At 62.4% G+C, this 23979-nt stretch carries 19 protein-coding genes; 12 read left to right on the top strand and 7 right to left on the bottom strand.

Annotated elements, in window-relative coordinates; genetic code table 11:
- The first annotated feature begins 2 nt into the window (after window positions 1–2).
- The 9 genes from GTW23_RS19960 to GTW23_RS20000 all read left to right on the top strand — a co-directional run bounded on the left by GTW23_RS19960 (window position 3) and on the right by GTW23_RS20000 (window position 10502).
- A complete protein-coding gene (locus GTW23_RS19960) occupies window positions 3–1244 on the top strand; it encodes an ABC transporter substrate-binding protein (protein ID WP_252917148.1) in 1242 nt (413 codons plus the stop codon).
- Between the two features lie 112 nt (window positions 1245–1356).
- Window positions 1357–2289: a carbohydrate ABC transporter permease gene (locus tag GTW23_RS19965; RefSeq protein ID WP_193217324.1), complete on the top strand. Its 933-nt coding sequence runs from the start codon at window positions 1357–1359 to the stop codon at window positions 2287–2289.
- The gene (locus GTW23_RS19970; RefSeq protein ID WP_252917150.1) at window positions 2289–3137 is read left to right on the top strand and encodes a carbohydrate ABC transporter permease; all 849 of its coding nucleotides are present in this window, start codon (window positions 2289–2291) and stop codon (window positions 3135–3137) included. The genes GTW23_RS19965 and GTW23_RS19970 overlap by 1 nt, the downstream gene beginning before the upstream one ends.
- A gap of 16 nt (window positions 3138–3153) precedes the next feature.
- Complete coding sequence (locus GTW23_RS19975; RefSeq protein WP_252917159.1) at window positions 3154–5286, top strand: alpha-galactosidase; 2133 nt, start codon at window positions 3154–3156, stop codon at window positions 5284–5286.
- The gene (locus GTW23_RS19980; protein ID WP_252917161.1) at window positions 5286–6056 is read left to right on the top strand and encodes an SDR family NAD(P)-dependent oxidoreductase; all 771 of its coding nucleotides are present in this window, start codon (window positions 5286–5288) and stop codon (window positions 6054–6056) included. The genes GTW23_RS19975 and GTW23_RS19980 overlap by 1 nt, the downstream gene beginning before the upstream one ends.
- Window positions 6053–6985: a 2-dehydro-3-deoxygalactonokinase gene (locus tag GTW23_RS19985; protein WP_267661200.1), complete on the top strand. Its 933-nt coding sequence runs from the start codon at window positions 6053–6055 to the stop codon at window positions 6983–6985. The genes GTW23_RS19980 and GTW23_RS19985 overlap by 4 nt, the downstream gene beginning before the upstream one ends.
- Window positions 6982–7620, top strand: coding sequence for a 2-dehydro-3-deoxy-6-phosphogalactonate aldolase (locus GTW23_RS19990; RefSeq protein WP_252917162.1), 639 nt, complete (start codon window positions 6982–6984; stop codon window positions 7618–7620). The genes GTW23_RS19985 and GTW23_RS19990 overlap by 4 nt, the downstream gene beginning before the upstream one ends.
- A 50-nt stretch (window positions 7621–7670) precedes the next feature.
- On the top strand, window positions 7671–8507 hold the full coding sequence (locus GTW23_RS19995; RefSeq protein ID WP_252917484.1) for an SMP-30/gluconolactonase/LRE family protein: 837 nt from the start codon (window positions 7671–7673) through the stop codon (window positions 8505–8507).
- Window positions 8508–8528: 21 nt separating this feature from the next.
- Complete coding sequence (locus tag GTW23_RS20000) at window positions 8529–10502, top strand: beta-galactosidase (RefSeq protein ID WP_252917164.1); 1974 nt, start codon at window positions 8529–8531, stop codon at window positions 10500–10502.
- Window positions 10503–10526: 24 nt separating this feature from the next.
- Here GTW23_RS20000 and GTW23_RS20005 read toward each other — a convergent pair whose 3' ends face one another.
- Complete coding sequence (locus tag GTW23_RS20005) at window positions 10527–12575, bottom strand: NADH:flavin oxidoreductase (protein ID WP_152009854.1); 2049 nt, start codon at window positions 12573–12575, stop codon at window positions 10527–10529.
- Between the two features lie 16 nt (window positions 12576–12591).
- A complete protein-coding gene (locus GTW23_RS20010) occupies window positions 12592–14163 on the bottom strand; it encodes a trimethylamine methyltransferase family protein (RefSeq protein WP_252917165.1) in 1572 nt (523 codons plus the stop codon).
- Window positions 14164–14248: 85 nt separating this feature from the next.
- Here GTW23_RS20010 and GTW23_RS20015 point away from each other — a divergent pair, with 85 nt between their 5' ends.
- On the top strand, window positions 14249–15166 hold the full coding sequence (locus GTW23_RS20015) for a LysR substrate-binding domain-containing protein (RefSeq protein WP_152009856.1): 918 nt from the start codon (window positions 14249–14251) through the stop codon (window positions 15164–15166).
- On the opposite strand, the gene GTW23_RS20020 is transcribed toward GTW23_RS20015, so the two are convergent.
- Window positions 15156–16523 carry a putative bifunctional diguanylate cyclase/phosphodiesterase gene (locus GTW23_RS20020; RefSeq protein ID WP_152009857.1) on the bottom strand — a complete coding sequence of 456 codons (1368 nt, stop codon included), beginning with the start codon at window positions 16521–16523 and terminating at the stop codon, window positions 15156–15158. The two genes, GTW23_RS20015 and GTW23_RS20020, sit on opposite strands and share 11 nt — an antisense overlap.
- A gap of 122 nt (window positions 16524–16645) precedes the next feature.
- A complete protein-coding gene (locus GTW23_RS20025) occupies window positions 16646–18388 on the bottom strand; it encodes a response regulator (protein WP_252917167.1) in 1743 nt (580 codons plus the stop codon).
- A 297-nt stretch (window positions 18389–18685) separates the two neighbouring features.
- On the opposite strand from GTW23_RS20025, the gene mutL reads away from it, so the two are divergent.
- Window positions 18686–20515 (top strand): DNA mismatch repair endonuclease MutL, encoded by a 1830-nt coding sequence (gene mutL / locus GTW23_RS20030; protein WP_152009859.1) that lies wholly within the window; start codon window positions 18686–18688, stop codon window positions 20513–20515.
- A 90-nt stretch (window positions 20516–20605) separates the two neighbouring features.
- A complete protein-coding gene (locus tag GTW23_RS20035; protein WP_152009860.1) occupies window positions 20606–20830 on the top strand; it encodes a DUF2093 domain-containing protein in 225 nt (74 codons plus the stop codon).
- A gap of 11 nt (window positions 20831–20841) precedes the next feature.
- Here GTW23_RS20035 and lpxK read toward each other — a convergent pair whose 3' ends face one another.
- From lpxK to GTW23_RS20050, 3 genes are read right to left on the bottom strand one after another with little or no spacing between them, the layout of a single operon-like run.
- Entirely contained in the window at window positions 20842–21870 is a 1029-nt protein-coding gene (lpxK, locus tag GTW23_RS20040; protein WP_252917169.1) for a tetraacyldisaccharide 4'-kinase, read from the bottom strand.
- Window positions 21864–23207, bottom strand: a complete 1344-nt coding sequence (gene waaA, locus GTW23_RS20045) for a lipid IV(A) 3-deoxy-D-manno-octulosonic acid transferase (RefSeq protein WP_152009862.1) — start codon at window positions 23205–23207, stop codon at window positions 21864–21866. Before waaA ends, lpxK begins: the two co-directional genes overlap by 7 nt.
- Window positions 23204–23971, bottom strand: a complete 768-nt coding sequence (locus tag GTW23_RS20050; protein ID WP_152009863.1) for a lysophospholipid acyltransferase family protein — start codon at window positions 23969–23971, stop codon at window positions 23204–23206. The genes waaA and GTW23_RS20050 overlap by 4 nt, the downstream gene beginning before the upstream one ends.
- Window positions 23972–23979 lie beyond the last annotated feature (8 nt).

A 23979-nucleotide genomic window follows, 5' to 3' on the forward strand; every position in this document is an offset into this window, starting at 1 on the left:
CAATGAAGCTTTCACGCAAATCCGCGCTCCTCGGCACGGCTGCATTTGCCCTGATGGCAACGCAGGCTGTGGCCGAGCAACGCACACTGAAATATTACGCCGATTTCGATCCGGCGCCGCTGGCCGCCTTCGAGGCCGCGATCGCCGAATTCGAAGCCGCCAATCCTGACATCGACGTCGTGCTGCAGAATTTCGACCACGAAGGATACAAGACGGCGATCCGCAACTTCCTGTCGGCGGATTCTCCGGACCTTGCCAACTGGTATGCCGGCAACCGCATGGCGCCCTTCGTCAATGCCGGCCAGTTCATGGACATCACCGACGTATGGACCGACAACAATCTCGGCGAAAGCCTGGCTTCGGCCAAGGGCTCGATGACCATCGACGGCAAGCAGTGGGGCGTGCCCTACACCTATTACCAGTGGGGCATCTACTACAACAAGGACGCCTACAAGCAGGCCGGTGTCGAAGTGCCGAAAACCTGGGCCGAGTTCATCGACAATTGCGCCAAGTTCAAGGAAGCCGGCATCGACTGCGTGACCACCGGCACCAAGGCGCTGTGGCCCGGAGCCGGCATCTTCGACTACATGAATCTGCGCACCAACGGCTATGACTTCCACATGGAACTGACCGCCGGCAAGGTGGCCTGGACCGATGACCGGGTGAAGAATACCTTTGCCGAGTGGGCCAAGCTGGTCGAACCCGGCTACGTAACCGCCAACCACGCAGCGCTTGACTGGCAGGATGCCGCATCGCTGCTGATCCAGGGCAAAGCCGCGAACTATGTCATGGGCAACTTCGCCGTGGCCGTGTTCAAGGATGGCGGCATGACCAACGACACGCTGGGTTTCATGCAGTTCCCGGAAATCACGCCGGGCCTGCCCAGGGGTGAGGAAGCTCCGACCGACACGATCCATATTCCGGCCGGAGCCAAGAATGTCGATGACGCCAAGAAGTTTCTTGCCTTCATCGCTACTGCGGATGTCCAGACCAAGCTGAACGAAGCCCTCGGTCAGCTGCCGATCAACAACCAGTCCAAGGTCGGTGATGATCCGTTCCTGCAGGCGGGTTTTGAAATGCTCTCGACGGCCGATGGCGGGATTGCCCAGTTCTTCGACCGCGACGCGCCGGCGGAGATGGCAAAGGTCGGCATGGAAGGCTTCCAGGAGTTCATGGTCAGGCCTGAAAACCTCGACAAGATCCTTGAACGGCTCGAAAAAGCCCGCCAGCGTATCTACAAGTAAGCCTCATGACCGGGCGGCCAAGCTGCCGCCCGGTCATTTCAAGACGACCTGACAACCGGGCGCGGGCAGATCGATCTCTCCGCCCATCGCCGGCGCATTCGGGAGGGCAGCCATGACGGGTTCAGCGACCACAGCCATCGCCGCAACACAAGCAAACACACCCGGGATCTGGAAACGGAACCAGCGCGCATGGGCGCCCTGGATCTTTCTTGCGCCGGGCATCGCGATGTTCGCGCTCTATGTCATCTACCCGATCATCGCCTCGATGTGGCTGAGCTTTTACGACTGGGACGGACTTGGCACCAAGACCTGGCTCGGACTGGACAACTATGTCGAGCTGTTTGATGACGAGGCCTTCTACACATCACTGTACAACAACATCATCTGGCTGGTTCTTTACATGCTGGCGGTTCCGGCCGGGCTGTTCGTGGCGCTGTTTCTCAACCAGACTGTCACCGGGATCCGCATCTACAAATCGCTTTTCTTCTTCCCCTTCGTCATCAGCCAGGTCGTTGTCGGACTGATCTTCTCCTGGTTCTACGCACCCAATTTCGGCCTGTTCTACAACATGATCGAGTGGCTGACCGGCACCGGCATCGCCGTTTTGGCCGACGACCGCTACGTGACCTATGGCATCATCGCCGCTGGTCTGTGGCCGCAGATCGCCTACTGTATGATCCTTTACCTGACAGGCCTCAACAATGTCGCGCCCGACCAGATCGAAGCCGCCCGGCTTGATGGCGCCAGGGGCTGGAAGATGCTCTGGCACATCATCCTGCCGCAACTGCGACCCGCGACCTTTATCGCCGTCGTCGTCACGGTGATCGGTGCGCTGAGATCGTTCGACCTGGTCTCGATCATGACCGATGGCGGGCCTTACGGCTCAAGCCGGGTGCTGTCGTTCTACATGTATGAGCAGGCGCTGTCGGAATACGGCTTCCGGATGGGCTATGGCGCTGCCATCGCCGTCGTGCTGTTTGCCATCATGATGATCTTCATCTCCGGGTTCATCTGGAAGATGGTCCGCGACGAAAGGGGCCTGTGATGTTTCCACGTCCCATCGAACACACAGCGCCTGCCACCCAGCTGCTTTACAAGGTGGCGTTACCGATTGCCCTGATCTTGTGGCTGCTGCCGCTGCTCGGGGTGGCGATGACCTCGCTCAAGCCTTCCAGCGACCTTGCCGCGGGCAATTATTTCGGGCTGCCGAGCCAGATCGCGTTTTCGAACTATGCCGACGTGTTCAACAATTCGCCGATCGGCAAATACATCCTCAACTCGTTCAAGGTCACGATCCCAACCGTGATCGGCGCAGTGGCAATTGCCTGCCTGTCGGGTTTTGCGCTGGCGGTCTACCGGTTCCGGATGAACCTGTTGATCTTCTTCCTGTTCGTGGCGGGCAATTTCGTGCCGTTCCAGATCCTGATGGTGCCGGTCCGCGACCTCACCGTCTCGACAGGGCTCTACAACACCATCACCGGGCTCGCGCTGTTCCACATCGCCTTCCAGTCCGGCTTCTGCACCCTGTTCATGCGCAACTTCATCAAGGGGCTGCCGTTCGAACTGATCGAGTCGGCCCGCGTCGAGGGCGTCTCCGAGTTCCGCATCTTCTGGTACATCGTGCTGCCCTTGATGCGGTCGGCTATCGCGGCCCTCTCGGTACTGGTGTTCACCTTCATCTGGAACGATTACTTCTGGGCCACAGTGCTGACCACCAGCGCCGAAACACAGCCGGTCACCGCCGGGCTCTACTCGCTCAACGGACAATGGATCGCCCAGTGGCAACTGGTCTCGGCCGGATCCATCATCGCGGCGATGCCGCCGGTGCTGATGTTTTTCCTGATGCAGAGGCACTTCATTGCCGGCCTGACGCTCGGCGCGACAAAGGGATAAGATGACACGCCCCGACATGCCAGACTTTGCCGTCACCGATGTGATGCGGCTTGACGGAGGCGGTCGTACAGCCGCCTTCGCCAGCTTCAACAAGGGGGTGCCATGCCTGATTCATTTTGGCCGGTCCCTGCCCGGGACGGATGACCTCGCATCGCTGGCGATCGCCACCATACCCAATGTCGGCGCCGGGCAGATCGATCCATTCCTGCCGCTCACACTGTGCCCGCTGGCAATCACCGGCTGGCAGGGTCATCCCGGCATGATCCTGCAGACGGACGATGGCCGGGACTATCTGGCCAATCCCGAACTTGCGGACATCAAGCGAGATGGCGCGGAAGGGATCGATTTCATGCTGCTCGACCGCGGCAAGCCAGACGGTGTCAAGCTTGTCATCTCGGTCCGTCTCGATCCCGATACCGGCATCCTGCAGCTCAAGCAGACTGTGACCATACCCGACGGTTGGAGCTGCAGCTGGCTTGCAGCACCTACCGTTCCGGTTTCAACCGGAATGAACCAGATCATCGACCATTCCGGCCGCTGGTGCGGCGAGTTCCGGCGGCAGGAAGCGCCATTCAGGACCGGCGCGCACAGCCGGGAGAGCCGGGAGGGGCGGACCGGGCACGCGCATTTCCCCGGCGTGACGCTGGCGACGCCTGCCACCGGTGAACATACAGGCGCCTGTCTCGCCGCCACGCTTGCCTGGAGCGGCGGTCACCGGATGCTGGCCGAGGAACTGCCCGACGGGCGGCGGCAGGTGCAGTTCGGTGTCCTGGACGACGCTCTGGCGCGCGCCGAGGTCGCCTCCCCCACCATGCTGCTGTCATGGTCGGGTGACGGCTTCAACGGCGTGTCGCGGGCTTTCCATGGGCATCTTCGCGCCGTCCAGGCACCGGTCAATGCGCGGCGCAAGCGCGAACCGCGTCCGGTGCATTACAATTGCTGGGAGGCGGTCTATTTCCGCCATGACCTCCATGAGCTCAAATCCATCGCCTCGCTGGCCGCCGAGCTTGGCGCGGAGCGCTTCGTGCTCGATGACGGCTGGTTCCGCGGCCGCAATGACGACACTTCAAGTCTGGGCGACTGGGAGATCGACAAAGCCAAGTTCCCGGATGGGCTCGCGCCGCTGATCGATCATGTCCACGGCGAGGGCATGCGCTTCGGGCTCTGGTTCGAGCCGGAAATGGTCAACCGTGACAGCGAGTTGTTCCGGTCCCATCCCGACTACATGCTCGGGCCGGACGACCAGCCCAGCGGCCGTAACCAGCATGTGCTCGACATGGCCAGACCCGAGGTGCGCGCGCACCTGTTCGGCCAGATCGACGCGATCCTGTCCTCGCACGAGATCGACTACGTCAAATGGGATCACAACCGGCCGCTGACCGGCGGCGGGCCGGATCAGGCGCGCGGCTTCATGATGCTGCTGTCCGACCTTGTGCTGGCCCACCCGGGTGTTGATTTCGAGAGCTGCTCCTCGGGCGGCGGGCGCATCGATTTCGGCGTGCTGGAGCTCGCGAACCGGGTCTGGCTGTCGGATTCCAATGACGCGCTGGAGCGGCTGAGAATGCAGCACGAGGCCAGCCACTGGATCGCGCCGGAGGTGCAGGGGTCGCATGTCGGTCCGCGCCATTGCCATACCTCGGGTCGGGTGCTGTCGATGCCGTTCCGGGCATGGGTGGCGGCACAGCGGCACATGGGCTTCGAGATGGATCCGCGCGAACTCACACCTGAGGAAAGCCAGACGCTACGCCGGGTTACCACATGGTGGAAGCAGAACCGGGATTTCCTTTTTTCCGGCGCACTGCATCGCTTGGAAAGCGACGACAGCGAGGTGTTCGCGGAGATGACGGTGGATACTGCCGCAGACCGGTTCATCCTGTTTGCCGGTCAGGCCGGTGCTTCGGAGCAGATCTACCGGCGGCCCCTGGTTGCAGCTGGGCTCAATCCTGATGCGGTTTACGAGATCCGGCTGGTGAACCCGGAAGATGTGAGCCCGCTTGCAAACCGCCGGATGGTCAACACCCTTGCAAATGGGGGAACGATGCAGTTTTCCGGAGCCTTCCTAATGAGCCACGGCCTACGCTTGCCCAATGCAGTTCCGGCCTCCATGACTGTTGTCGAAGGACAGCGAATCGAGCCGGAGGACCAGTGATGAGCGAGCATGTACCGACATTCCCAGATCTCAAGGACAAGGCTGTTCTCATCACCGGTGGCGGCAGCGGCATCGGCGCGGCGTTGACCGAAGGCTTTGCGGCGCAGGGCTCCAAGGTAGCGTTCATCGATGTCGCCGGGGCGCCAAGTCGGGAGTTAGCCGACCGTCTGGCCGGCATAAGCAGGCACGCGCCCCTGTTCATCCAAGCCGATCTCACGGACCTTGAGGCCCTCAAGCAGGCTGTTGCGCAGGCTGAAAGTGCACACGGTCCGGCCAGGGTGCTGATCAACAATGCGGCGCTTGACGACCGGCATGAACTCCTCGAGATCACCGGCGACTACTGGGACGCCAACCACGCGATCAACCTGCGGCCGGTGGCGTTTACCGCCCAGGCGGTTGCGCCGGGCATGATCGCGGCCGGCGGCGGCGCGATCGTCAATTTCACCTCGACATCCTACATGCTGAACATCGGCGCGATGCCGGCCTATACGGCAGCCAAGGCGGGGATCGTCGGGCTCACCAAGGGTCTTGCCGGGCGGCTTGGCCCCGACGGCATCCGGGTCAACGCCATTGCGCCCGGCTGGGTGATGACGGAACGGCAGAAAAAGCTCTGGGTCACCGAGGAGGGCCTCGCCGCAATGATCGAGCGGCAATGCCTCAAACGCCCGATCGAGCCGGACGACATGGTCGGGCCCTGCCTGTTCCTGGCATCCAACGCCTCGGCGATGATCACCGCGCAGGTCCTGATCGCGGACGGAGGCATGATGTGAGTACGACACCCGCCCTCGTTGCCGTCGACTGGGGGACGTCGAGCTTCCGGCTCTGGCTGATGTCACTCGACGGCACGGTGCTGGCCGAACACCGCAGCCACGAGGGCATGAGCGAGGTTGCCGGGCGCGGATTTGAAGCCGTGCTGGAAAGCCATCTCGGAACGCTCTCGGCGCCGGGGCATCTGCCGGTCGTCATCTGCGGCATGGCCGGATCGCGGCAGGGATGGGTCGAGGCGGGCTATATCGATACGCCGGCCGATGTCACCACCATCGGCGAGACGGCGACCATCGTGCCCGGCACGGCGCGGCAGATCATCATCATTCCGGGACTGGCGGTGCGGTCGGATGCCGAACCGGACGTGATGCGCGGCGAAGAGACGCAATTGCTCGGCGCCCATTTCGACATGCCCGGCGGGGAGCGCTACTGCATGCCGGGGACGCATTCGAAGTGGGTCAGCATGGACGGCTCGATCGTCACCGGGTTCGAAACCTTCATGACCGGAGAACTGTTTTCGGTCATCAGCGGCAAGACGATCCTCAAGCATTCCACCGGCGGCGATGGCAACGTCGACGCCAATGACCCGGCGTTTCTGACGGGCGTCCGCGACGGATGGACCCAGCCGGCGAAGACAACGCATCACCTCTTCTCGATCCGTGCCGGACAATTGCTTTACGATCATCAGGCAGGCGAAAACCGGGCCCGGCTGTCTGGCCTGCTGATCGGCGCCGAGTTCGCCGGGGCCGGCATCCGGGGCGACGAACAGATCGGCCTGGTGGCGAGCGGCGCGCTGCAGCGGCTCTATCACGCGGCGCTGGCCGAATGCGGGGTGCAGGTTCGCGACATTGACGCTGACGTGGCCGTGCGTCGCGGGCTGCTGGAATCCTGGCAGCGTTTTTCCACCACCAACGGGGATGTGCAAAGCCGATGATGCGGATCAAGTTTCCTTCGATGAAGCGCGGCCTGGTCGCGATCCTGCGCGGCATCAAGCCAGATGAAACCGCCGGGATCGTCGACGGTCTTGTCGAAGCCGGTTTCACGGCCATCGAGATCCCGCTCAACTCGCCCGAGCCGTTCCGCTCTATCGAGATCGCTGTCAAGCGCGCGCCGAAAGAGGTGCTGATCGGCGCCGGGACAGTGCTGTCGATCGAGGATGTCGACCGCCTCGAGAGCATCGGCGGACGGCTGATGGTCAGCCCCAATGTCGACCGCGAGGTGATCGCGCAGGCGGCGTCGCACGGCATGGTGACCATGCCCGGCGTGTTCACGCCGACCGAAGCCCTGGCAGCCTGCGCGGCAGGCGCCTCGGCGCTGAAGTTCTTTCCGGCCAGTGTCCTGGGTCCATCGGGCATCAGCGCCATTGGCGCGGTTCTTCCCAAGGACGTTCCGGTCGGGGCGGTGGGCGGTGTGTCGAACGAGGATTTCGCTGCCTACGCAAAGGTCGGCGTACGAACTTTCGGACTCGGCTCCAGTCTCTACAAGGCGGGTATGTCGGCAAACGAGGTTGCGCGCCGCGGTCGCGCGGCAATTGCCGCATATGATGCACTTGAGGGGAGCGGAACGTGAGCGCGAAAGAGATCACATTCTCGGGGACAAGGCTGAATGCCCCCGCCTGCATGCTGGGTGAAGGCCCCACCTATGACCCCCACACCGGCACGGCCTGGTGGTTCGATATCCTCGGGCGAAAGCTGTTTGAATACAGGCTCGCCTCCGATGCCCTCCAAGTCCACGATCTGTCGGTGATGGGCAGCGTTCTGGCGCGGGTTGACGATGACCGGCAGGTGATCGCCACGGAGACGGGCCTGCACCTGCGCCACAGATCGACCGGCGAACTGGAACTGATAACCCCGATCGAGGCGGACAACGGCATGACGCGCTCGAATGACGGAAGGGTGCATCCCTGCGGCGCCCTGTGGTTCGGCACCATGGGCAAGAGCGCCGAAAAACACGCCGGCGCGATCTACCATGTGGCGCGCGGGAAGGTGACAACGCTGTTTCCCGACATCACCATCCCCAACGCGATCTGCTTCTCGCCCGACGGTGCGATCGCCTATTTCACCGACACGATGGCCGGCAAGCTGATGCGCGTGGCGATTGACCCGGCAACCGCCCTTCCCACCGGCTCACCCGAGATCTTCTTCGATCACCGCGGCGGCGACGGGGGGATCGATGGCGCGGTGTGCGACCGTGTCGGGATGATCTGGAACGCCCGCTGGGGCGCCGGATGCATCGACGGATACTCCGCGGATGGCGAGCGGATCCTCTCGCTGAAGGTGCCTGCCAGCCAGTCGAGCTGCCCGGCCTTTGTCGGTCCCGATGCTGATCGGTTGCTGGTGACATCGGCGCGCGAAGGCCTGTCGGACGAAGCCCTTGCCGCTGATCCCGAGGCCGGTTCGACATTCCTGCTCGATCATCCGGTCAGGGGCCCGTTCGAGCCCGACTATATTCTCTGACCTCACGCGGAGCCCGCCAAAATGAACCGTACGCTCGGTGTCTGTTATTACCCGGAACACTGGCCGGAAACCCAATGGGCGGACGACGCCGCGCGGATGGCCAGGCTCGGCCTTACCCATGTCCGCATCGGCGAGTTCGCCTGGTCGCGGCTTGAACCCAGGCGCGGCGCTTACGATTTCGACTGGCTGCGCCGCGCCATCGACACCTTGCATGGCGCGGGCCTGAAGGTGGTCCTGGGGACGCCGACCGCCACGCCGCCAAAATGGCTGGTGGACGAGATGCCGGACATGCTGCCGGTCGGCGCGGATGGTTCGGTGCGCGGGTTCGGCTCGCGCCGTCACTATGATTTTTCCCATGACGGCTATCTGGAAGAATGCAAGCGCATTACGCTTGCACTCGCCAGGGCCTTTGGGGAGCATCCCGGCATTGCCGCCTGGCAGACCGACAATGAATATGACTGCCACAACACCACGCTGTCCTATTCTGCTGCGGCGCGCGCCGGTTTCCAGGCATGGCTGCAACGAAAATACCAGTCTCCCGATGCGCTCAACCGTGCCTGGGGTACGGTGTTCTGGTCGATGGAGGTGGCCGATTTCGGCGAGGTCGAACTGCCGAACCTGACGGTGACCGAAGCCAATCCGGCGCATGTGATGGACTTCCGCCGTTACGCCTCGGACATGGTGGTGCGCTTCAACAAGGCGCAGGCCGATATCATCCGGGCGCATTCGCCGGGCCGGGACGTGATCCACAACTTCATGGGCCGGACGCTGGCCTTCGATCATTTTGCTGTTGGCGCTGACCTCGATATTTCAAGCTGGGATTCCTATCCGCTCGGGTTTCTCGAAGACCGTTCCGACCAGAATGATGACTGGAAGCGTCAGTTCGCCCGCGCCGGCGACCCGGATTTCCAGGCCTTCCACCACGATCTCTACCGCGCCACCTCGAAGGGACGCTGGTGGGTGATGGAACAGCAGCCCGGACCGGTCAACTGGGCGCCTCACAATCCCGCACCGCGCGACGGCATGGTGCGGCTGTGGAGCTGGGAGGCCTTTGCCCACGGCGCCGAAACGATGAGCTATTTTCGCTGGCGCCAGGCGCCCTTCGCGCAGGAGCAGATGCATGCGGGCCTGCTGCGGCCGGACTCGATCGAGGCCGAGGGTTATTTCGAGGCGGCGCAGGTGGCGAAGGAACTTGGCGAACTTGAGGGCGAGCTTGACGACAAGGCCGGGCTTGCCGATGTGGCGATCGTCTTCGACTATCCCTCCGCCTGGGCCTGGGAGATCCAGCCGCAGGGCCGTGAGTTCGACTATTTCCGGCTGGTGTTCGACTTCTACCGCAGCCTGCGGCGGCTTGGTCTTTCGGTCGACTTCGTGCCAGGCGATACGCCGAGTCTAGAAGGCTACAGGCTTGTCGTGATCCCCGGCCTGTTCACCTGGTCGCCGGCCCTGCTCGAAGCGATCAAGGCGCATGACGGACATGTGCTGATCGGTCCCCGGTCCGGCTCGAAGACGGCGGATTTTGCCATTCCCCAAGGCCTGCCACCGGCATTGCCCGATGATCTACTCGGGGTACGGGTCGCCCGGATCGAGACATTGCGGGCGGATACGCCGGTTCCCATACAGGGCGGCGGAACCTTCCAGTTCTGGCGTGAGTACCTCGAGGTGAATGCTGAGACCGAAACTATCCTGTCCGCCAAGGATGGGGTTCCGGCACTCGTGGCCAAGGGAAATTGCCACTATCTTGGCGGCTGGCCGGATGCTGACTTGCTGTTGGAAATCCTTCAAGGGCTGTCCGCCAATGCAGGCCTCTCCGTACGGGAGCTGCCTGACGAGGTTCGGCTGCGGCGGCACGGCCATCATGTCTTCGCGTTCAACTATGGCGCGACACCATTCGACCTTACCGATTTAGGCTGGAGCCGGGAGCCTTTGCTAGGCAGTCGCAGGCTCGAGCCCTCGGGCGTCGCTGTCACGCAGCTATCAGACGCCGGGTACTGATCCACAGGAGGCCCTGACACTAGCCTAGATCTCCTTCACCAGCCTCAGCGCGTCATAGATGGCAGCATGGGTGTTGCGAGCTGCGATCGCGTCGCCGATGCGGAACAGCTGGAAGCCCGGACCATCCGAGGGGCCACCATTCAGTGTCTGCGGTTTGCCTGCAATGAAGGCGTCGTAGTCGACCTGGCCGAGATTGCTCGAGTGCGGCTTGAGCTCGAAATAGAGCTCATCGAGCGGCAGCGTGCCGTGATTGATGACGATCTGATCGAAATTGCGGGTCTTGGCGAGCGGCATGTAATCGCTGCCGATGGTGGCCTTGAGCCGGTTGCCGTCGCGCTCCACGGAGGTCAGACGGTAGGTGACGGTGAAGGTCACCTCCTTGTCCTGCAACGAGCGCATATAGGGGACCAGGTTCATCGCCATCACGTCGGGCGCGAAGCTGCGGTCGGGGGTCATGATCTCGACCGAGGCGCCGGCCTGAGCTGCCACTTCAGCCGCCTGCAGCCCTGAATGGTCACCGGCGTCGTCATAGATCAGCACCTGTTTTCCCGGTTTGACATCGCCCGAGATCAGGTCCCAGCTGGAGACCACCAGATCGTTGCCCGCTTCCAGAACTTCCGTGTGCGGCAGACCGCCGGTGGCGATGATCACCACGTCCGGATTCTCGGCGATCACGTCTTCGGCTTCTGCCCAGGTGTTGAAACGGAACTCGACATCGCGGGCGGCGCATTGCGCCATGCGCCATTCGATGATGCCGATCATCTCCTTGCGGCGCTGGTTCTGGGCGGTGAGCCGGATCTGCCCTCCCGCATCGGGCTGCGCCTCGAACACCGTGACCTTATGCCCGCGCTCGGCTGCGACACGGGCCGCCTCAAGGCCTGCAGGCCCTGCCCCAACGATCACGACGCGCTTCGAAGTCTCGGCGCGCGGGATTGTGTGGGGCATGGTCAGCTCGCGACCAGTGGCGGGATTGTGGATGCAAAGCGCATCTCCCGCCTGATAAATGCGGTCGAGGCAATAGGTGGCGCCGACGCAGGGCCTTATGTCGTCCTCGCGGCCTTCCATGATCTTCCTGACCAGATGCGGATCGGCCATATGCGCCCGGGTCATGCCGATCATGTCGAGCTTGCCGCTTGCGATCGCATGGCGCGCGGTGGCCACATCGGGAATCCGGGCTGCGTGGAAGGTCGGCAGCCCGACCTCGGCGCGAATGCGGCCGGCGAAATCGAGATGCGGGGCCGAGCGCATGCCCTGCACAGGAATCACATCGGTCATCGCCGGATCGGTGTGGATCTGGCCGCGGATAACATTGAGGAAATCGACCTGGCCTGACGCCTTGAACATGTGGCCGATGGCGACGCCCTCTTCCTCGTCGATCCCGCCTTTGGCCGTCTCGTCGGCGGTGTAACGGATGCCGACGAGCAGCTTGTCTCCAACCCTTGCCCTGATCGCAGCCACAACATCGAGCGCGAAGCGGGCGCGGTTTTCAAGGCTGCCGCCATAGGGTCCGTCGAGCTCATTGGTAAGCGGCGACATGAACTGGTCCATCAGGTGGCCATAGCATTCGAGCTCGATGCCATCGAGCCCGGCCGCGGCCATGCGCTCGGCCGCGTCGGCATAGTCGGTGATGACGCGCGCGATGTCCCAGTCTTCCATCTTCTTGGGAAACGCCCGATGCGCCGGTTCGCGCTGGTGGCTGGTCGACAGTGCCGGCAGCCAGTCGCCCTTGTTCCAGTGAGTGCGGCGGCCGAGATGGGTCAGCTGGATCATCACCGCGCAGCCATGCTCGTGGCACTCGTCGGTGAGCTTTCTCATCCAGCCGACGACTTCATCCTTGTAGGCGAGCACATTGTTGAACACCGGCGGACTGTCTTTCGAGACCGCCGCCGAGCCTGCCGTCATGGTCATGGCTATACCAGCCCTGGCGCGTTCGACATGATAGGCGCGGTAGCGGTCCTTCGGCATGCCGTCTTCCGGATAGGCCGGTTCGTGACTGGTGGTCATAATCCGGTTCTTCAGCGTCAGGTGCTTGAGCTGATAGGGTTGCAGCAGCGGGTCGTTCAGGGTTGCCATGGATCCCCCTTTCTTGTCAGTACCAGGCGTCGGCCTGAGCGGCCTTGGTGCGCTCCATATACTCCAAAAGCGCCTGGTCTGTCGCTTCGTCCATGGGCGGCGCCTCATAGTCGGCCAGCGTCTGCTTCCAGCGCTTGTTGGCACGGCTTGCAGCGTCGGTGCGTCCGGCGATGTCCCATTTCTCGAATGGTTCATTGTCGGCGATCGCCGAGTCCCAGAAGGCGGTCTGGTAGTTTTCCATTGTGTGGGCGCAACCGAGGAAATGCTTGCCGACCCCGACTTCGCGGAAGGCATCGAGCGCCAACGTGTTGTCGTCGACCACCACGCCGGCCAGATAGGAATGCAGCGCACCACAGAAATCGGCATCCATGACGAATTTCTCGTAGGACATCGACAAGAGCCCGTCGAGAAAACCGGCGGAATGCAGGATGAAATTTGCCCCGCAATGCACCGCCGAAAGCATCGACATGGTGCCCTCGTTCATGGCCTGCGCATCGGGCAGCTTGGAATTGGAGAAATTGCCGGCGCAGCGCAGGGGCAGGTTCAACCGCCGCGCCAGCTGTCCGATCACCATCGAACCAATGGCGGGTTCGGGCGTTCCAAAGGTGGGCGAACCCGAGCGCAGGGACATGGAGGAGAGGAAATTGCCGAAAATCACCGGCGCGCCCTTGCGCTCGAGCTGGGTCAGCGCGCAGCCAGCCATGGTTTCGGCCAGCGACTGGGCGATCGCGCCGGCATTGGTGACCGGCCCCATAGCTCCGCCCAGAATGAACGGCACGATGACGGCGGCCTGGTTGGCGCGGGCATAGGCCCTGAGCGCGTGGGTCATGGTTCCGTCCCAGACCAGCGGCGAGTTGACGTTGACGTTGCCCAGGATGACGCAGTTGCGGTCGACAAAATCACGGCCGAACACGATCCGCGCCATCTCGATCGATTCCTCGGCCCGGTTTTCGGCGGTGACCGATCCCATGAAACAGCGGTCGGAATACTTCAGATGGGCATAGACCATGTCGAGATGGCGCTTGTTGACCGGCACATCCACCGGCTCGCAGATCGTGCCGCCGGAATGATGCAGCCAGGGGCTTGATTGCGCCAGCTTTATGAAGTTGCGGAAATCCTCGATAGTGCCGTAGCGGCGGCCCTTGTCCAGATCCATCACGAAGGGCGAACCGTAGGCCGGAGCGAAGACCACGCTTTTGCCGCCGATCTCGACATTGTTGGCGGGATTGCGCGCATGTTGTGTGAAGCTCGCTGGTGCTGATTTGAGGATCTCGCGCAGCATGCCCGGCTCGAATCTCACCAACAGCCCATCGACATCGGCACCGGCCGATTTCCAGTGCTCAAGCGCGACAGGATCATCGCGGAACTCGATGCCGATCTCGGCAAGGATCCGGTCTGCGGTATCCTCGATCCGGAGAAGGCTTTCCTCACCCATGATGTCGTAGGTGGGAATATTGCGGATGATATAGGGTGCCTTATGGTGCAGAGGCTGCGCGCCCTGTCCAGCCCTGCGGCCGTCGCGTCCGCCGGCCCGCTCCCGCCGCTGCCCTCTTGACCCCCTCGGTTCCGCGATATCTGCAGTATCCATGCTCAACCCTCCGCACGGCAAGTCTAGGATCATTGCCAAGCAATGTAATGCTGGAAAATTCATGTGTGTTGGATAAGGTGAGCTTATGGACAACCTTCGGCATCTATTGCCCTCGGCGGGCAATCTCATTGTCTTTGAAGCGGCCGGGCGGCAGCTCAGCTTCACCAGGGCGGCGCAGGAACTGGGCATGACCCAGGCTGCGGTCAGCTACGCGATCCGGTCGCTCGAAAGCCAGCTCGGAACCACGCTGTTTCACAGGGCGCACCGGGCCGTGACGTTGACAGAGGCGGGCCGACGCTTTCATGCCGACGTCAGTCTCGGCTTGAGCCATATTCGCAGATCGGCCGAGGACATGCGAGCGCGCGGCCGGGCCAACACGGTGACGCTGGCCGCGTCGACCGCATTTGCCTCGCTCTGGATGCTGCCACGGCTGCACCGGTTGCGGGACGACCTGCCCGACATCGATCTGCGCATCCAGACCGCCGATCGCGATATCGATATCCGCAACGAGAACATCGAACTGGGCGTGCGCGGCGGGCGGCCTGAAGACTGGCCGGATTACGAGAGTGCGCTGATCGCGCCTGAAGTGATCTGGGCGGTGGCAAGTTCCGCCTACCTCGACAAGCACGGCATGCCGGAATCTGTCGCCCATCTGACCCAGCACAGGCTGATACATCTTGAGGAACCGTTTCGCAGCGCCTGCGACTGGCGGCAGTGGTTGACGAGTGCGGGCATCAATGGAGTGACTGCAAACCGGGGACTGGCCATCAACGACTATGTCCTGGTGATCCAGGCGGTGATGGAAGGTCAGGGCGTGGCGCTGGGCTGGCAGCATCTTACCGAACGGCTGGTCGCTTCAGGCCTGCTGCGCAAGGTAACGGATCACCGGCTGGTTACCGGGGCCGCGTTCCATGTGATCTGGCCAAAAGGACGGCCGCTCTCATCACAATCAAAACTGGTTCTGGACTGGCTTGCAGACGAGGGGCGCGAGGTCAGCGAATGACCAGGTTCTGGCGTGCAGCTCCGGCTCGGGCAAATTCCTCGGCTTCGATCAAGGCAAAGGTTGTCGCAGCGTCGACTGCCTTGCCATAGAACCAGCCCTGCCCCGATTTGCAGCCGAGTTCCTGAAGCTTCAGCGCCTGTTCCTCGGTCTCGATTCCCTCGGCGATCACCTTGAGATTGAGGCCTTCACACATTGCGAGAATGGCCCGCACGATATGTTCGGCGGATTTGTCCACGGTGATTTCGCTGACGAAGCTGCGGTCGATCTTGACCTTGTTGAAGGCAAAGTCGCGCAGACGGCCGAGGCTCGACTGTCCCGTTCCGAAGTCGTCGAGAGACACACGGATGCCGACGCTTTGCAGTTCGGTAACGACCTTGGCGGCGACCTCGGGATCGCTCATCATCGCGGTCTCGGTGATCTCGAGTTCCAGACGGCGTGGGTCGAGTCCGACCCTGTTTATGACCGCCAGCACGTTGAAGGCCGTGGCCGGGTCAATCAGTTGGGCAGAAGACAGGTTGAAGGACAGGAAGACCCCTGCCGGCCAGTGCCTGGCTGTTTCAGCGGCCTTCTTGAGCAGTGTTTCAGTGAGAGAATCGATAAAGCCGCGTTCTTCGGCGAGCGGAATGAAGAGGCCCGGCGAGATGAAACCGAGTTCCTTGTCGGTCCAGCGTGCAAGCGCTTCGAACCCCTGGATGGATCCGTCGGAAAGATCGACGATCGGCTGGAAATGTACAGCCACCTCATCAGCGATGATGGCCCTGCGCAGCGCCTGCTCGATTTGTGTGCCGCGGCGCATTTCCTCAGCGATTTCCTCCGAGTAGACCGTTATCTGGCCGCGGCCCCGTCGCTTCGACCGGTAGAGTGCGGTGTCGGCGCTCTTGAGCAATTCGGCAAACTGCTCGCCTGCGAATGGATAGACGGCAAAGCCGAAGGAGGCCGACAGGCGGACGTTGCGGTCGCCAAGGTCGTAGGGCGCCGACAGGACATCCTTGAACATCCGGCCAATCTTTTCCGCACCCTTCTTCTCGAAGACCAGCGGCAGGATGAAGGCAAACTCGTCGCTTTCAATCCGGGCGACAAAGCCGCCGTCAGGCAGGCAAGCGCGCAACCGGTGTGCCACCTGGCACAGGATTTCATCGCCGGCGGCGTGACCGAAGAGATCGTTGATCGGCTTGAAGCCGTCGATATTGGCGATACCGATGGTGAAGGGCGCAGGATCATCCGCACGTTCGGACGCCAGCTTGCGGATCTTGTCCATCAACCGGCGCCGATTGCCCAGTCCCGTCAACGGGTCGGTGTACGACACGGTGTTGGGATTGGGTGACAAAGCGTCGCTGTTTGTGTCTTCAGGCGCCATTAACAAAAACTGGTCCGCAAAAATGAATGTAACTTCCAGAAACAAAATGCGGCAGATGTCTTAAGATTGTCCTATAACGGGACCGACTAGAAAATACTCCGGATTTTCAGCAGGATGGAGGTTCAGCCAGCGGCCTTCAGCAGCTGTGGACCATTGACCCATTTTGCGATGATCGCCTCCAGCTTTTCGGGACTGACTGGCTTGGAGAGGTAATCGTTCATTCCGGCAGCGAGGCAGCGTTCGCGATCACCGGTCATGGCATGGGCTGTGACAGCAATCACGGGCACTGGGTGCGGCTTGTTGCCGGCCTTTGCTTCCGCGTCGCGTATTGCCTGGGTAGCCTGCAGACCGTTCATGACGGGCATGGAAACATCCATAAGGATTAGGTCCGGTGCTGCGGCGGTCCAGGCAGCAACGGCCTCTTGCCCGTTGGCGACGATGCGGAAATCCACATCCATGGCTTCGAGGATCTGCTCAAAGACGATCTGGTTCACGTCATTGTCTTCGGCGACCAGCACCCGGATACGGCCACGGACCGGTGACGATGCCCGTTCCTGAGACGCCGGTTTCCGGGGAGGCAAGACTGCAGTCTGGGCGGATGCAACAACCGCTTCTTCGGAATTCCGTGATGCAGCGACCAGGGATGGCAACGGAGCATCAGCGTTTTTTTCCGGCGCGTTCCTGACCGAAGTTGGTGCGGGCAATGCTGCACGCAAGGCCTGCTCAAGAACCGGGTGGCTCCGGGCGGCATCCATGGAAATCATCTGCGATAGTCTGGCGGAAATCCTGACTTCGCTGATTGCGAGCTTCATCTCCCGCGCCGCCTCCAGGAAGGCGAATGTTTCCCCGACGCCTGCTGTAGCGACCGCATCGAAGCCTCCGCGTTTAAGCGCAGCCACCTGAGCTTCCGAGCGCTGCCGGTCTTCATCGACCACCAGAATGCGCCCCTTGCATGCCTGTGGTACTGGCGGCTCCTGGGCATCCATTTCGAACGGCGTCGAGGGTCCAGTGACGGCTGCTGGCTTCGGGCCGCTGCGATAGTCCGCCTCGACCTTGTTCCCAACAGTCACAGCGCTGACGTCGTCGAACGAGATTGTTACGTAGCGATTTCCCGAAGCTCCAGAGCGTCGAATGCGGGTAACAACGGGTATGACGGTTCCGTCACAACTGAAAATGTCCTCGGGTGTTTCATAGGCAACGCCGGTTTCAAGCACCTTTTTTTCCACCGCCTCGAACCGCGCGGCGAGTTCCGGATTGACGAGATCGACCGCCTTCTTTCCGAGAATCTGCTTGCGATGCAGCCCTGCAATCCGGCAGAAGGCGTCGTTGACCATGATGTAGCAAAGCTCGGAATCCTTGACCACCACCGGTGTGGCCAGATTGTCGAGAATGAGCTGGACGAGTTCGGCCTTCTTCAAGACCTCGGCCATTTCCTCATCCTTGCGCTTCTGGTCGGTGACGTCCTGAATGGTGGCAAGCAGAATTCCGTCGGGCATACGCCGCTTGCACAATCGCACCCAGCGGCCGTCAGCCAGCCTCTCGACACTTTCGTAACGCTCCCGCCAGTGGATGGCGATCCGCTCGGCGACCCAGTCCTCGCGCGAGACATAGCGCGGTTTGCCGTCCAGGGAACCAAGCACGCGGGCGCCGGCATCATAGGTGGCGTTGAAGAGATCGCGCAATCGCGCACCGGGTTTCAGCAACTCGCGGGGCACATCGAAGAAACGCAAAAACTGAGAACTTGCCGCGATCAACCGATCGTCACGGTCGTAGACCATGATGCCGATGTCCAGTGCTGAAGCCAGACATTCGATATTCTTGATTTCGCCCCAACGGCGTGGATTTTCGGTGTCGTTCAACGCCATTCTACTTCAATCCGATACCCACACTCTCGACAGGCACCACTTGGAGGCCACATTTCGTGGCAGTTTTTTTCTCAAGCACTTGCTCCAGTGACAGGGGACAGGGGACAGGTGCGACATGTATCGTAAATATGCCATGCGAGGGTTAAGCCTCGATTAACCACGATTGGCGAGGCGATCGGCGGTCTCGGCAAGACCAAGCAGGTTCGGGAGCCAACATGACAGCGACCGGCCGACATTTTCCTGCTTGAATTGCCCGGCAAACATTGCGCTCAACACCGAATCCCTCAACATGGCACCATGCGCGTCCACCAACTGCCAGAAACCCTGATCAACCAGATCGCCGCCGGTGAAGTCATCGAGCGGCCTGCGAGCGTCGTGAAGGAACTGGTCGAGAATGCGATCGACGCCGGCGCGCGCAGGATCGAGATTGCGACTGCGGCCGGCGGAAAGGCCCTGATCCGGGTCATCGATGACGGCCGGGGGATGGACGCCGAAGACCTGACGCTGGCCATCCGCCGACACTGCACGTCAAAGATCGATCAGCGGCTTGATGACATCAGCACGCTTGGGTTTCGCGGCGAGGCCCTGCCCTCGATCGGCTCGGTGGCGCGGCTGACCATCAGGTCCCGCCCGCAGGACGCGCCCCACGCTAACGAGGTCACGCTGGCCGGAGGAATTCCTGCACCGCTCAAACCGGCGGCGGCCAACCAGGGAACAACGGTGGAAGTCCGGGATTTGTTCTTCGCAACCCCGGCACGGTTGAAATTCCTCAAGTCCGATCGCGCGGAAACCGCCGCGATCACCGAAACCGTTCGCCGCATCGCCATAGCCTTTCCTTCGGTCCGCTTCACCCTGTCGGGACCGGACCGGTCGACCCTCGACCTGCCATCAACCGACGAGGACAGGCTGGCGCGCATCGCCCAGGTGTTGGGAGAGGAATTCGCCGCCAACACCATCGCCGTGGACGCGGCCCGGGAGGATGTCGGCCTTGCCGGCCATATCGGGCTGCCGACCTGGAACAAGGCAAACTCGCTTTCGCAATACGCCTTCGTCAACGGCCGGCCCGTGCAGGACAAGCAGATCCTCTCTGCAATCCGAGCCGCCTACTCAGACACCTTGCCGCGCGGGCGCTACCCCGTGGCCGTGCTCTGGATAACGCTCGATCCGGCGCTGGTGGATGTCAATGTGCACCCGGCCAAGTCAGACGTCCGGTTTCGAGATCCGGGGCTTGTGCGCGGGCTGATCGTCGGCGCCATCCGGCAGGCGCTGCTTGCGGAAGGAGACCGCGCCTCACCATCGGCCAGCACCGGGCTGGCGGAGGCGTTCCGGTCGCCGCAGTTCGCGAGCGCAGTGTCCCAAGCCGGCGCCACTCACTTCCGTCCCACCGGCGCGGTCGCTCATGGCGGCTGGCAGATGGGAGCATCTCCCTCGCGACCGCTCGCCGGTTTGGCGAACGGTTTTGCCGAAACCGGCCAATCCGAAATTACCGAGACAGTTCTGCCTTCGGCGCGGATGGAGCAGGCCGAAGCCGACCCGTCCATTGTCGAGCGCCCGCTTGGCGCAGCACGGACGCAGATCCACGAAAACTACATCGTGGCGCAGACCCGCGACGGACTGGTGATCGTCGATCAGCACGCGGCCCATGAACGGCTGGTGTTCGAGCGGTTCAAGACAGCACTGAGAGCAGGCAAGGTCGCCTCGCAGATCCTGTTGCTGCCCGAGATCATCGACCTGCCGGAGGATGATTGCGACAGGCTGGCGGAGCGCGCCGAGGATCTCGCCGAACTCGGGCTGGTGCTCGAGCGGTTCGGCCCGGGCGCAATCGCGGTCAGAGAAACCCCGTCCATGCTCGGTGAAACCGACATTGGCGGCCTGATCAGGGACCTGGCCGACGAAATAGCGGAATGGGACAGCTCGTCAGCACTCAGGGACCGGCTGGAAGCGGTGGCTTCGACGATGGCCTGCCATGGATCCGTGAGGTCCGGACGCAGGCTGGTGACAGAAGAAATGAATTCCCTCTTGCGCGAGATGGAGCGGACACCAGGTTCGGGGCAGTGCAATCACGGCCGACCGACCTATATCGAGCTGAAACTCACTGATATCGAGAAACTGTTCTCGCGCCGCTGATCGTGCGTCGATGCGCGGTTCTGGCGCCAAATCTTGCTATTTGGTGCCGAGACGGCATAGAACAGCAACACCGAAACCGGAGCATTTGCCATGAATCGTTTTGAAGGCCCCGGCGAACGGCCGGCCAAAATACGCTATCTCGACGGTGATTTTCAGATCATTATGCCGGGCAACCATGTGGTCTGCGCGGTGACCGGCGATATCATCCCGGTCGAAGAACTGAAATACTGGAGCGTGGCGCGGCAGGAGGCCTATGTCGATGTTCATGCCTCGATCGCTGCAGAGCAGCGCGCCGGTCTGCTGCCCACGAAATAGCGCGGCAGCACTCAGGCCCCGTTCCGGCGCCTCTGGAAAGCACTGAGCGCCGCTTCGACGACCACGGCCGGCACATCGGGACTGTCAAAGGCAAGATCGATTTCCAGAACGGAGGTCTTTTCGAGCAACTCCTGTGCCCGTCCGTGGCCCGCCCGCAGCCGGACATGGTCCTTTGCGGTGGTGATCAGGTCGAGACCGTAGAGTTCGGCCTCGGTGAGCAGATCCTTGATCTCGTCATCGGTGAACGGGTGGTGATCAGGAAAGCCCTGGCAGCGAGCAAGACGGATATGGGCTTCCTCAAGCGTCCTGAAGAATTTCTCCGGATCGCCGATCGCGGCGAATGCGAGGCAATTTCTTCCAAGAAACTGCGCAGCATTGCGCGGCTGAAACCGGGCCAGGTGGATCGGCTTTGCGGCGCGGGCTGCAAGCCGGATCATCGGATCGGCGCCGTCGCCCTCACCGACCACGATCAGAGCGTCGGCATGACGCACCTGATCGATCACCGGTGCCCGCACCGGTCCGGCGGGAAAAACGCAGCCATTGCCAACACCGCGGCGGGCATCGACCACCAGAAGCGCCTGATCGAAAACAAGCCGGGCGCTCTGGAAACCATCATCCATGATGATCAGATCGACGCCCTCGCTGACCAGCATTTCGGCGCCTTCCACCCGGTTGGGCGAAACCACGGTCGGCGCTTTTGCGGCCAGCAGCATCGGTTCGTCACCGACGAGCCGGGCGGTGTCCCGGGCAAGATCCACGAGGGCCGCATGATGGACACTGCCCCCATATCCCCGGGAGAGAAAGCCCGGCTTGAGGCCGCGCGCGAGCGCGGCATCAGCGAGCGCCAGCGCCGTGGGGGTCTTGCCGGAACCGCCGACCGTGAAATTGCCAACGCAGATGACAGGCACATCGACGGCCTTGCGCACCCTGCGATCGAGGATGCGGCGGGCCACCCGGCCGTAGACCCAGCCGAAAGGTGACAGCAAGGCGGACTGGATGCCATGCGGCTGCCACCAAAAGGGTGGCGCTTCGCTTACCATTGCCCGCCTCCGCGGCTCTCCGAACTCTCGTTCTCGCGCGGCAGAAGCCGGGCCTTGACGGTCAGGGGATTGATGTAGGGCTCAAGCGCGCGAATGGTGGCCTTCAATGCGCCGCGCATATCCTGCAATGTCTTCTGGCCGCCTTCAGCCATGGCCTGCCGTGCCTGAGGATTGGACAACAGGAAATGCACGGCCTTGGCCAGCATCTCGCCATCACGCACATAACGCGCGCCGCCGTTCTTGAGCAGACGTGCGTAGCTTTCGCGGAAATTTTCGACGTTGCTGCCGGACAGAACCGCGCAGCCCAGCATCGCCGGTTCGAGCGGGTTCTGTCCGCCGCCGCCCTTCAGGGATTTGCCGACAAAAGCGATTTCGGTGAGGTTGAGATAGAGCCCCATCTCGCCGATCGTGTCGCCAAGATAGACATCCGTCGACGGGTCAATCTGATCGCCCCGGGACCTGCGGGCAACCTTCAGGCCACGCTGATCCAGCATGGTTTCGATCGCATCCGCGCGGTCGGGATGGCGTGGAACCAGAATGGTCAGCTGCTTGTGGCGCTGATAGAGCGCGCGGTGCACGGCCGCCGCTATCTCATCCTCGCCCTCAAAGGTGGAGATGGCCGCCCAGGTGTTGCGGCTGCCGATCTGCTCCTTGAGCCTGGCAAGCTCTTCAGCATCCCAGGGCGGCGCGGTGGTATCGACCTTGAGATTGCCGGAAACCGAGACGGGACGGGCGCCGAGCGCGAGAAAGCGTTCAGCATCGAGATCGGACTGGGCAACCACATGGGACAGGTTCTCAAACAGCGCGTCGGCGAGGCTCGGGCGCTTGCTCCAACGCGCGAACGAGCGGTCGGAAAGCCGGCCATTGACGAGCACCTGCGGTGTCCGCCGGGCGCCGAGCTCGAGAATGGTCATCGGCCAGATTTCGGATTCGGCGATGATTGCCAGATCGGGCTTCCAGTGATCGAGAAACCGGGAGACGGCGGGCTTGAGATCAAGCGGCACGTACTGGTGGATGACCGTGTCGCCGAGACGTTCACGGGCCACGCCTGCCGAGGTCACGGTGCCGGTGGTCAGGACCACCGCAATGTTGCGGCGGCGCACTTCATTGATCAAAGGCACAACAGCGGTCGTTTCACCGACGCTCGCGGCGTGAAACCAGACCAGCGGTCCGTCCGGACGGGGAATCCGCGACCGGCCATAGCGCTCGTTGCGACGGGATCGCTCTTCCTTGCCCTTGGCGGCGCGAATGGCGAGATACGGTCCCAGCAGCGGGTAGATTCCCGCACCGAACCATCGATATCCGACGAGCGCCGCTCGTGCCCAACCACGGCTCATGTGCTCTCCCCGACGGCCCGCATCGCCTCGTCCGTGACCCTGTTGAGTTCCGCGGTCACCCTTTTGCGGGCAACTGCCAATTGCTGCTCATCGGCCCCTGGCTCGACATAGATCGGCGGTGCGAGCCTGACGCTGCGAGTTCCGAACGGAAGATTGATGGTTGTCTTGTCCCAGGTCTTCTCAAGCACCTTGCGGCGACTGGTCGCCAGCGCGACAGGAACGATGGGACGGCCTGAAATCTTCGCCAGGGTGACAACCCCCTCGCCGGCCTGACGCGGCTGGCCCTTGGAGATATCGGCGATCATGACAACGTTGACCCCATCCCGAAGCGCTTTTCGCATCGACAGCAGCGCCTTGACGCCGCCCTTGCCTGTATCGGTGCGCGAGGATTCACGTCCGCCCGATCCGCGGATCACATCGATGCCGGCGCGGGCGAGCACACGAGCATTGATTTCAGCATCGGCGCTGCGCGAGACCAGCGAAGTAAACCTTCTGTCAGAAGGGCTTGCATAGGGAACCAGCAAATGCTGGCCGTGCCAGAGCGCAAAGATCGCCGGCCATTCACCCTGCAACAGGGTTTCCCAATCGGTCGATGTGCCATTGTCCCGGTTCGACCGCCAGATCGCGGACAGGGTCCAGCCGATCAGCGCGGACCCTGCGCTCTGCACCAGTTCCGATCGCAACAGCTTCTTGCCCAGACGCCGCCTGTTGAACGTCTCGCCAAGCCTCGGCTTCGGCGCGGTGTCGGCGTCCGGTTTGATCATCTCGTCTT

This window comes from Parahoeflea alexandrii, from assembly GCF_024105735.1.
Taxonomy (GTDB): domain Bacteria; phylum Pseudomonadota; class Alphaproteobacteria; order Rhizobiales; family Rhizobiaceae; genus Hoeflea; species Hoeflea alexandrii.

Excerpts from the sequence above, each read along its gene's own strand:
- GTW23_RS19995 (WP_252917484.1), top strand. The coding sequence starts at position 7,671 with ATGCTGGGTGAAGGCCCCACCTATGACCCCCACACCGGCACGGCCTGG.
- GTW23_RS19990 (WP_252917162.1), top strand. The coding sequence starts at position 6,982 with ATGATGCGGATCAAGTTTCCTTCGATGAAGCGCGGCCTGGTCGCGATC.
- GTW23_RS20020 (WP_152009857.1), bottom strand. The coding sequence starts at position 16,523 with ATGGCGCCTGAAGACACAAACAGCGACGCTTTGTCACCCAATCCCAAC.
- GTW23_RS20050 (WP_152009863.1), bottom strand. The coding sequence starts at position 23,971 with ATGATCAAACCGGACGCCGACACCGCGCCGAAGCCGAGGCTTGGCGAG.
- GTW23_RS20025 (WP_252917167.1), bottom strand. The coding sequence starts at position 18,388 with ATGGCGTTGAACGACACCGAAAATCCACGCCGTTGGGGCGAAATCAAG.
- mutL (WP_152009859.1), top strand. The coding sequence starts at position 18,686 with ATGCGCGTCCACCAACTGCCAGAAACCCTGATCAACCAGATCGCCGCC.
- GTW23_RS20000 (WP_252917164.1), top strand. The coding sequence starts at position 8,529 with ATGAACCGTACGCTCGGTGTCTGTTATTACCCGGAACACTGGCCGGAA.
- waaA (WP_152009862.1), bottom strand. The coding sequence starts at position 23,207 with ATGAGCCGTGGTTGGGCACGAGCGGCGCTCGTCGGATATCGATGGTTC.
- GTW23_RS20035 (WP_152009860.1), top strand. The coding sequence starts at position 20,606 with ATGAATCGTTTTGAAGGCCCCGGCGAACGGCCGGCCAAAATACGCTAT.
- GTW23_RS19965 (WP_193217324.1), top strand. The coding sequence starts at position 1,357 with ATGACGGGTTCAGCGACCACAGCCATCGCCGCAACACAAGCAAACACA.
- GTW23_RS20005 (WP_152009854.1), bottom strand. The coding sequence starts at position 12,575 with ATGGCAACCCTGAACGACCCGCTGCTGCAACCCTATCAGCTCAAGCAC.
- GTW23_RS20015 (WP_152009856.1), top strand. The coding sequence starts at position 14,249 with ATGGACAACCTTCGGCATCTATTGCCCTCGGCGGGCAATCTCATTGTC.
- GTW23_RS20010 (WP_252917165.1), bottom strand. The coding sequence starts at position 14,163 with ATGGATACTGCAGATATCGCGGAACCGAGGGGGTCAAGAGGGCAGCGG.
- lpxK (WP_252917169.1), bottom strand. The coding sequence starts at position 21,870 with ATGGTAAGCGAAGCGCCACCCTTTTGGTGGCAGCCGCATGGCATCCAG.
- GTW23_RS19980 (WP_252917161.1), top strand. The coding sequence starts at position 5,286 with ATGAGCGAGCATGTACCGACATTCCCAGATCTCAAGGACAAGGCTGTT.
- GTW23_RS19970 (WP_252917150.1), top strand. The coding sequence starts at position 2,289 with ATGTTTCCACGTCCCATCGAACACACAGCGCCTGCCACCCAGCTGCTT.
- GTW23_RS19960 (WP_252917148.1), top strand. The coding sequence starts at position 3 with ATGAAGCTTTCACGCAAATCCGCGCTCCTCGGCACGGCTGCATTTGCC.
- GTW23_RS19975 (WP_252917159.1), top strand. The coding sequence starts at position 3,154 with ATGCCAGACTTTGCCGTCACCGATGTGATGCGGCTTGACGGAGGCGGT.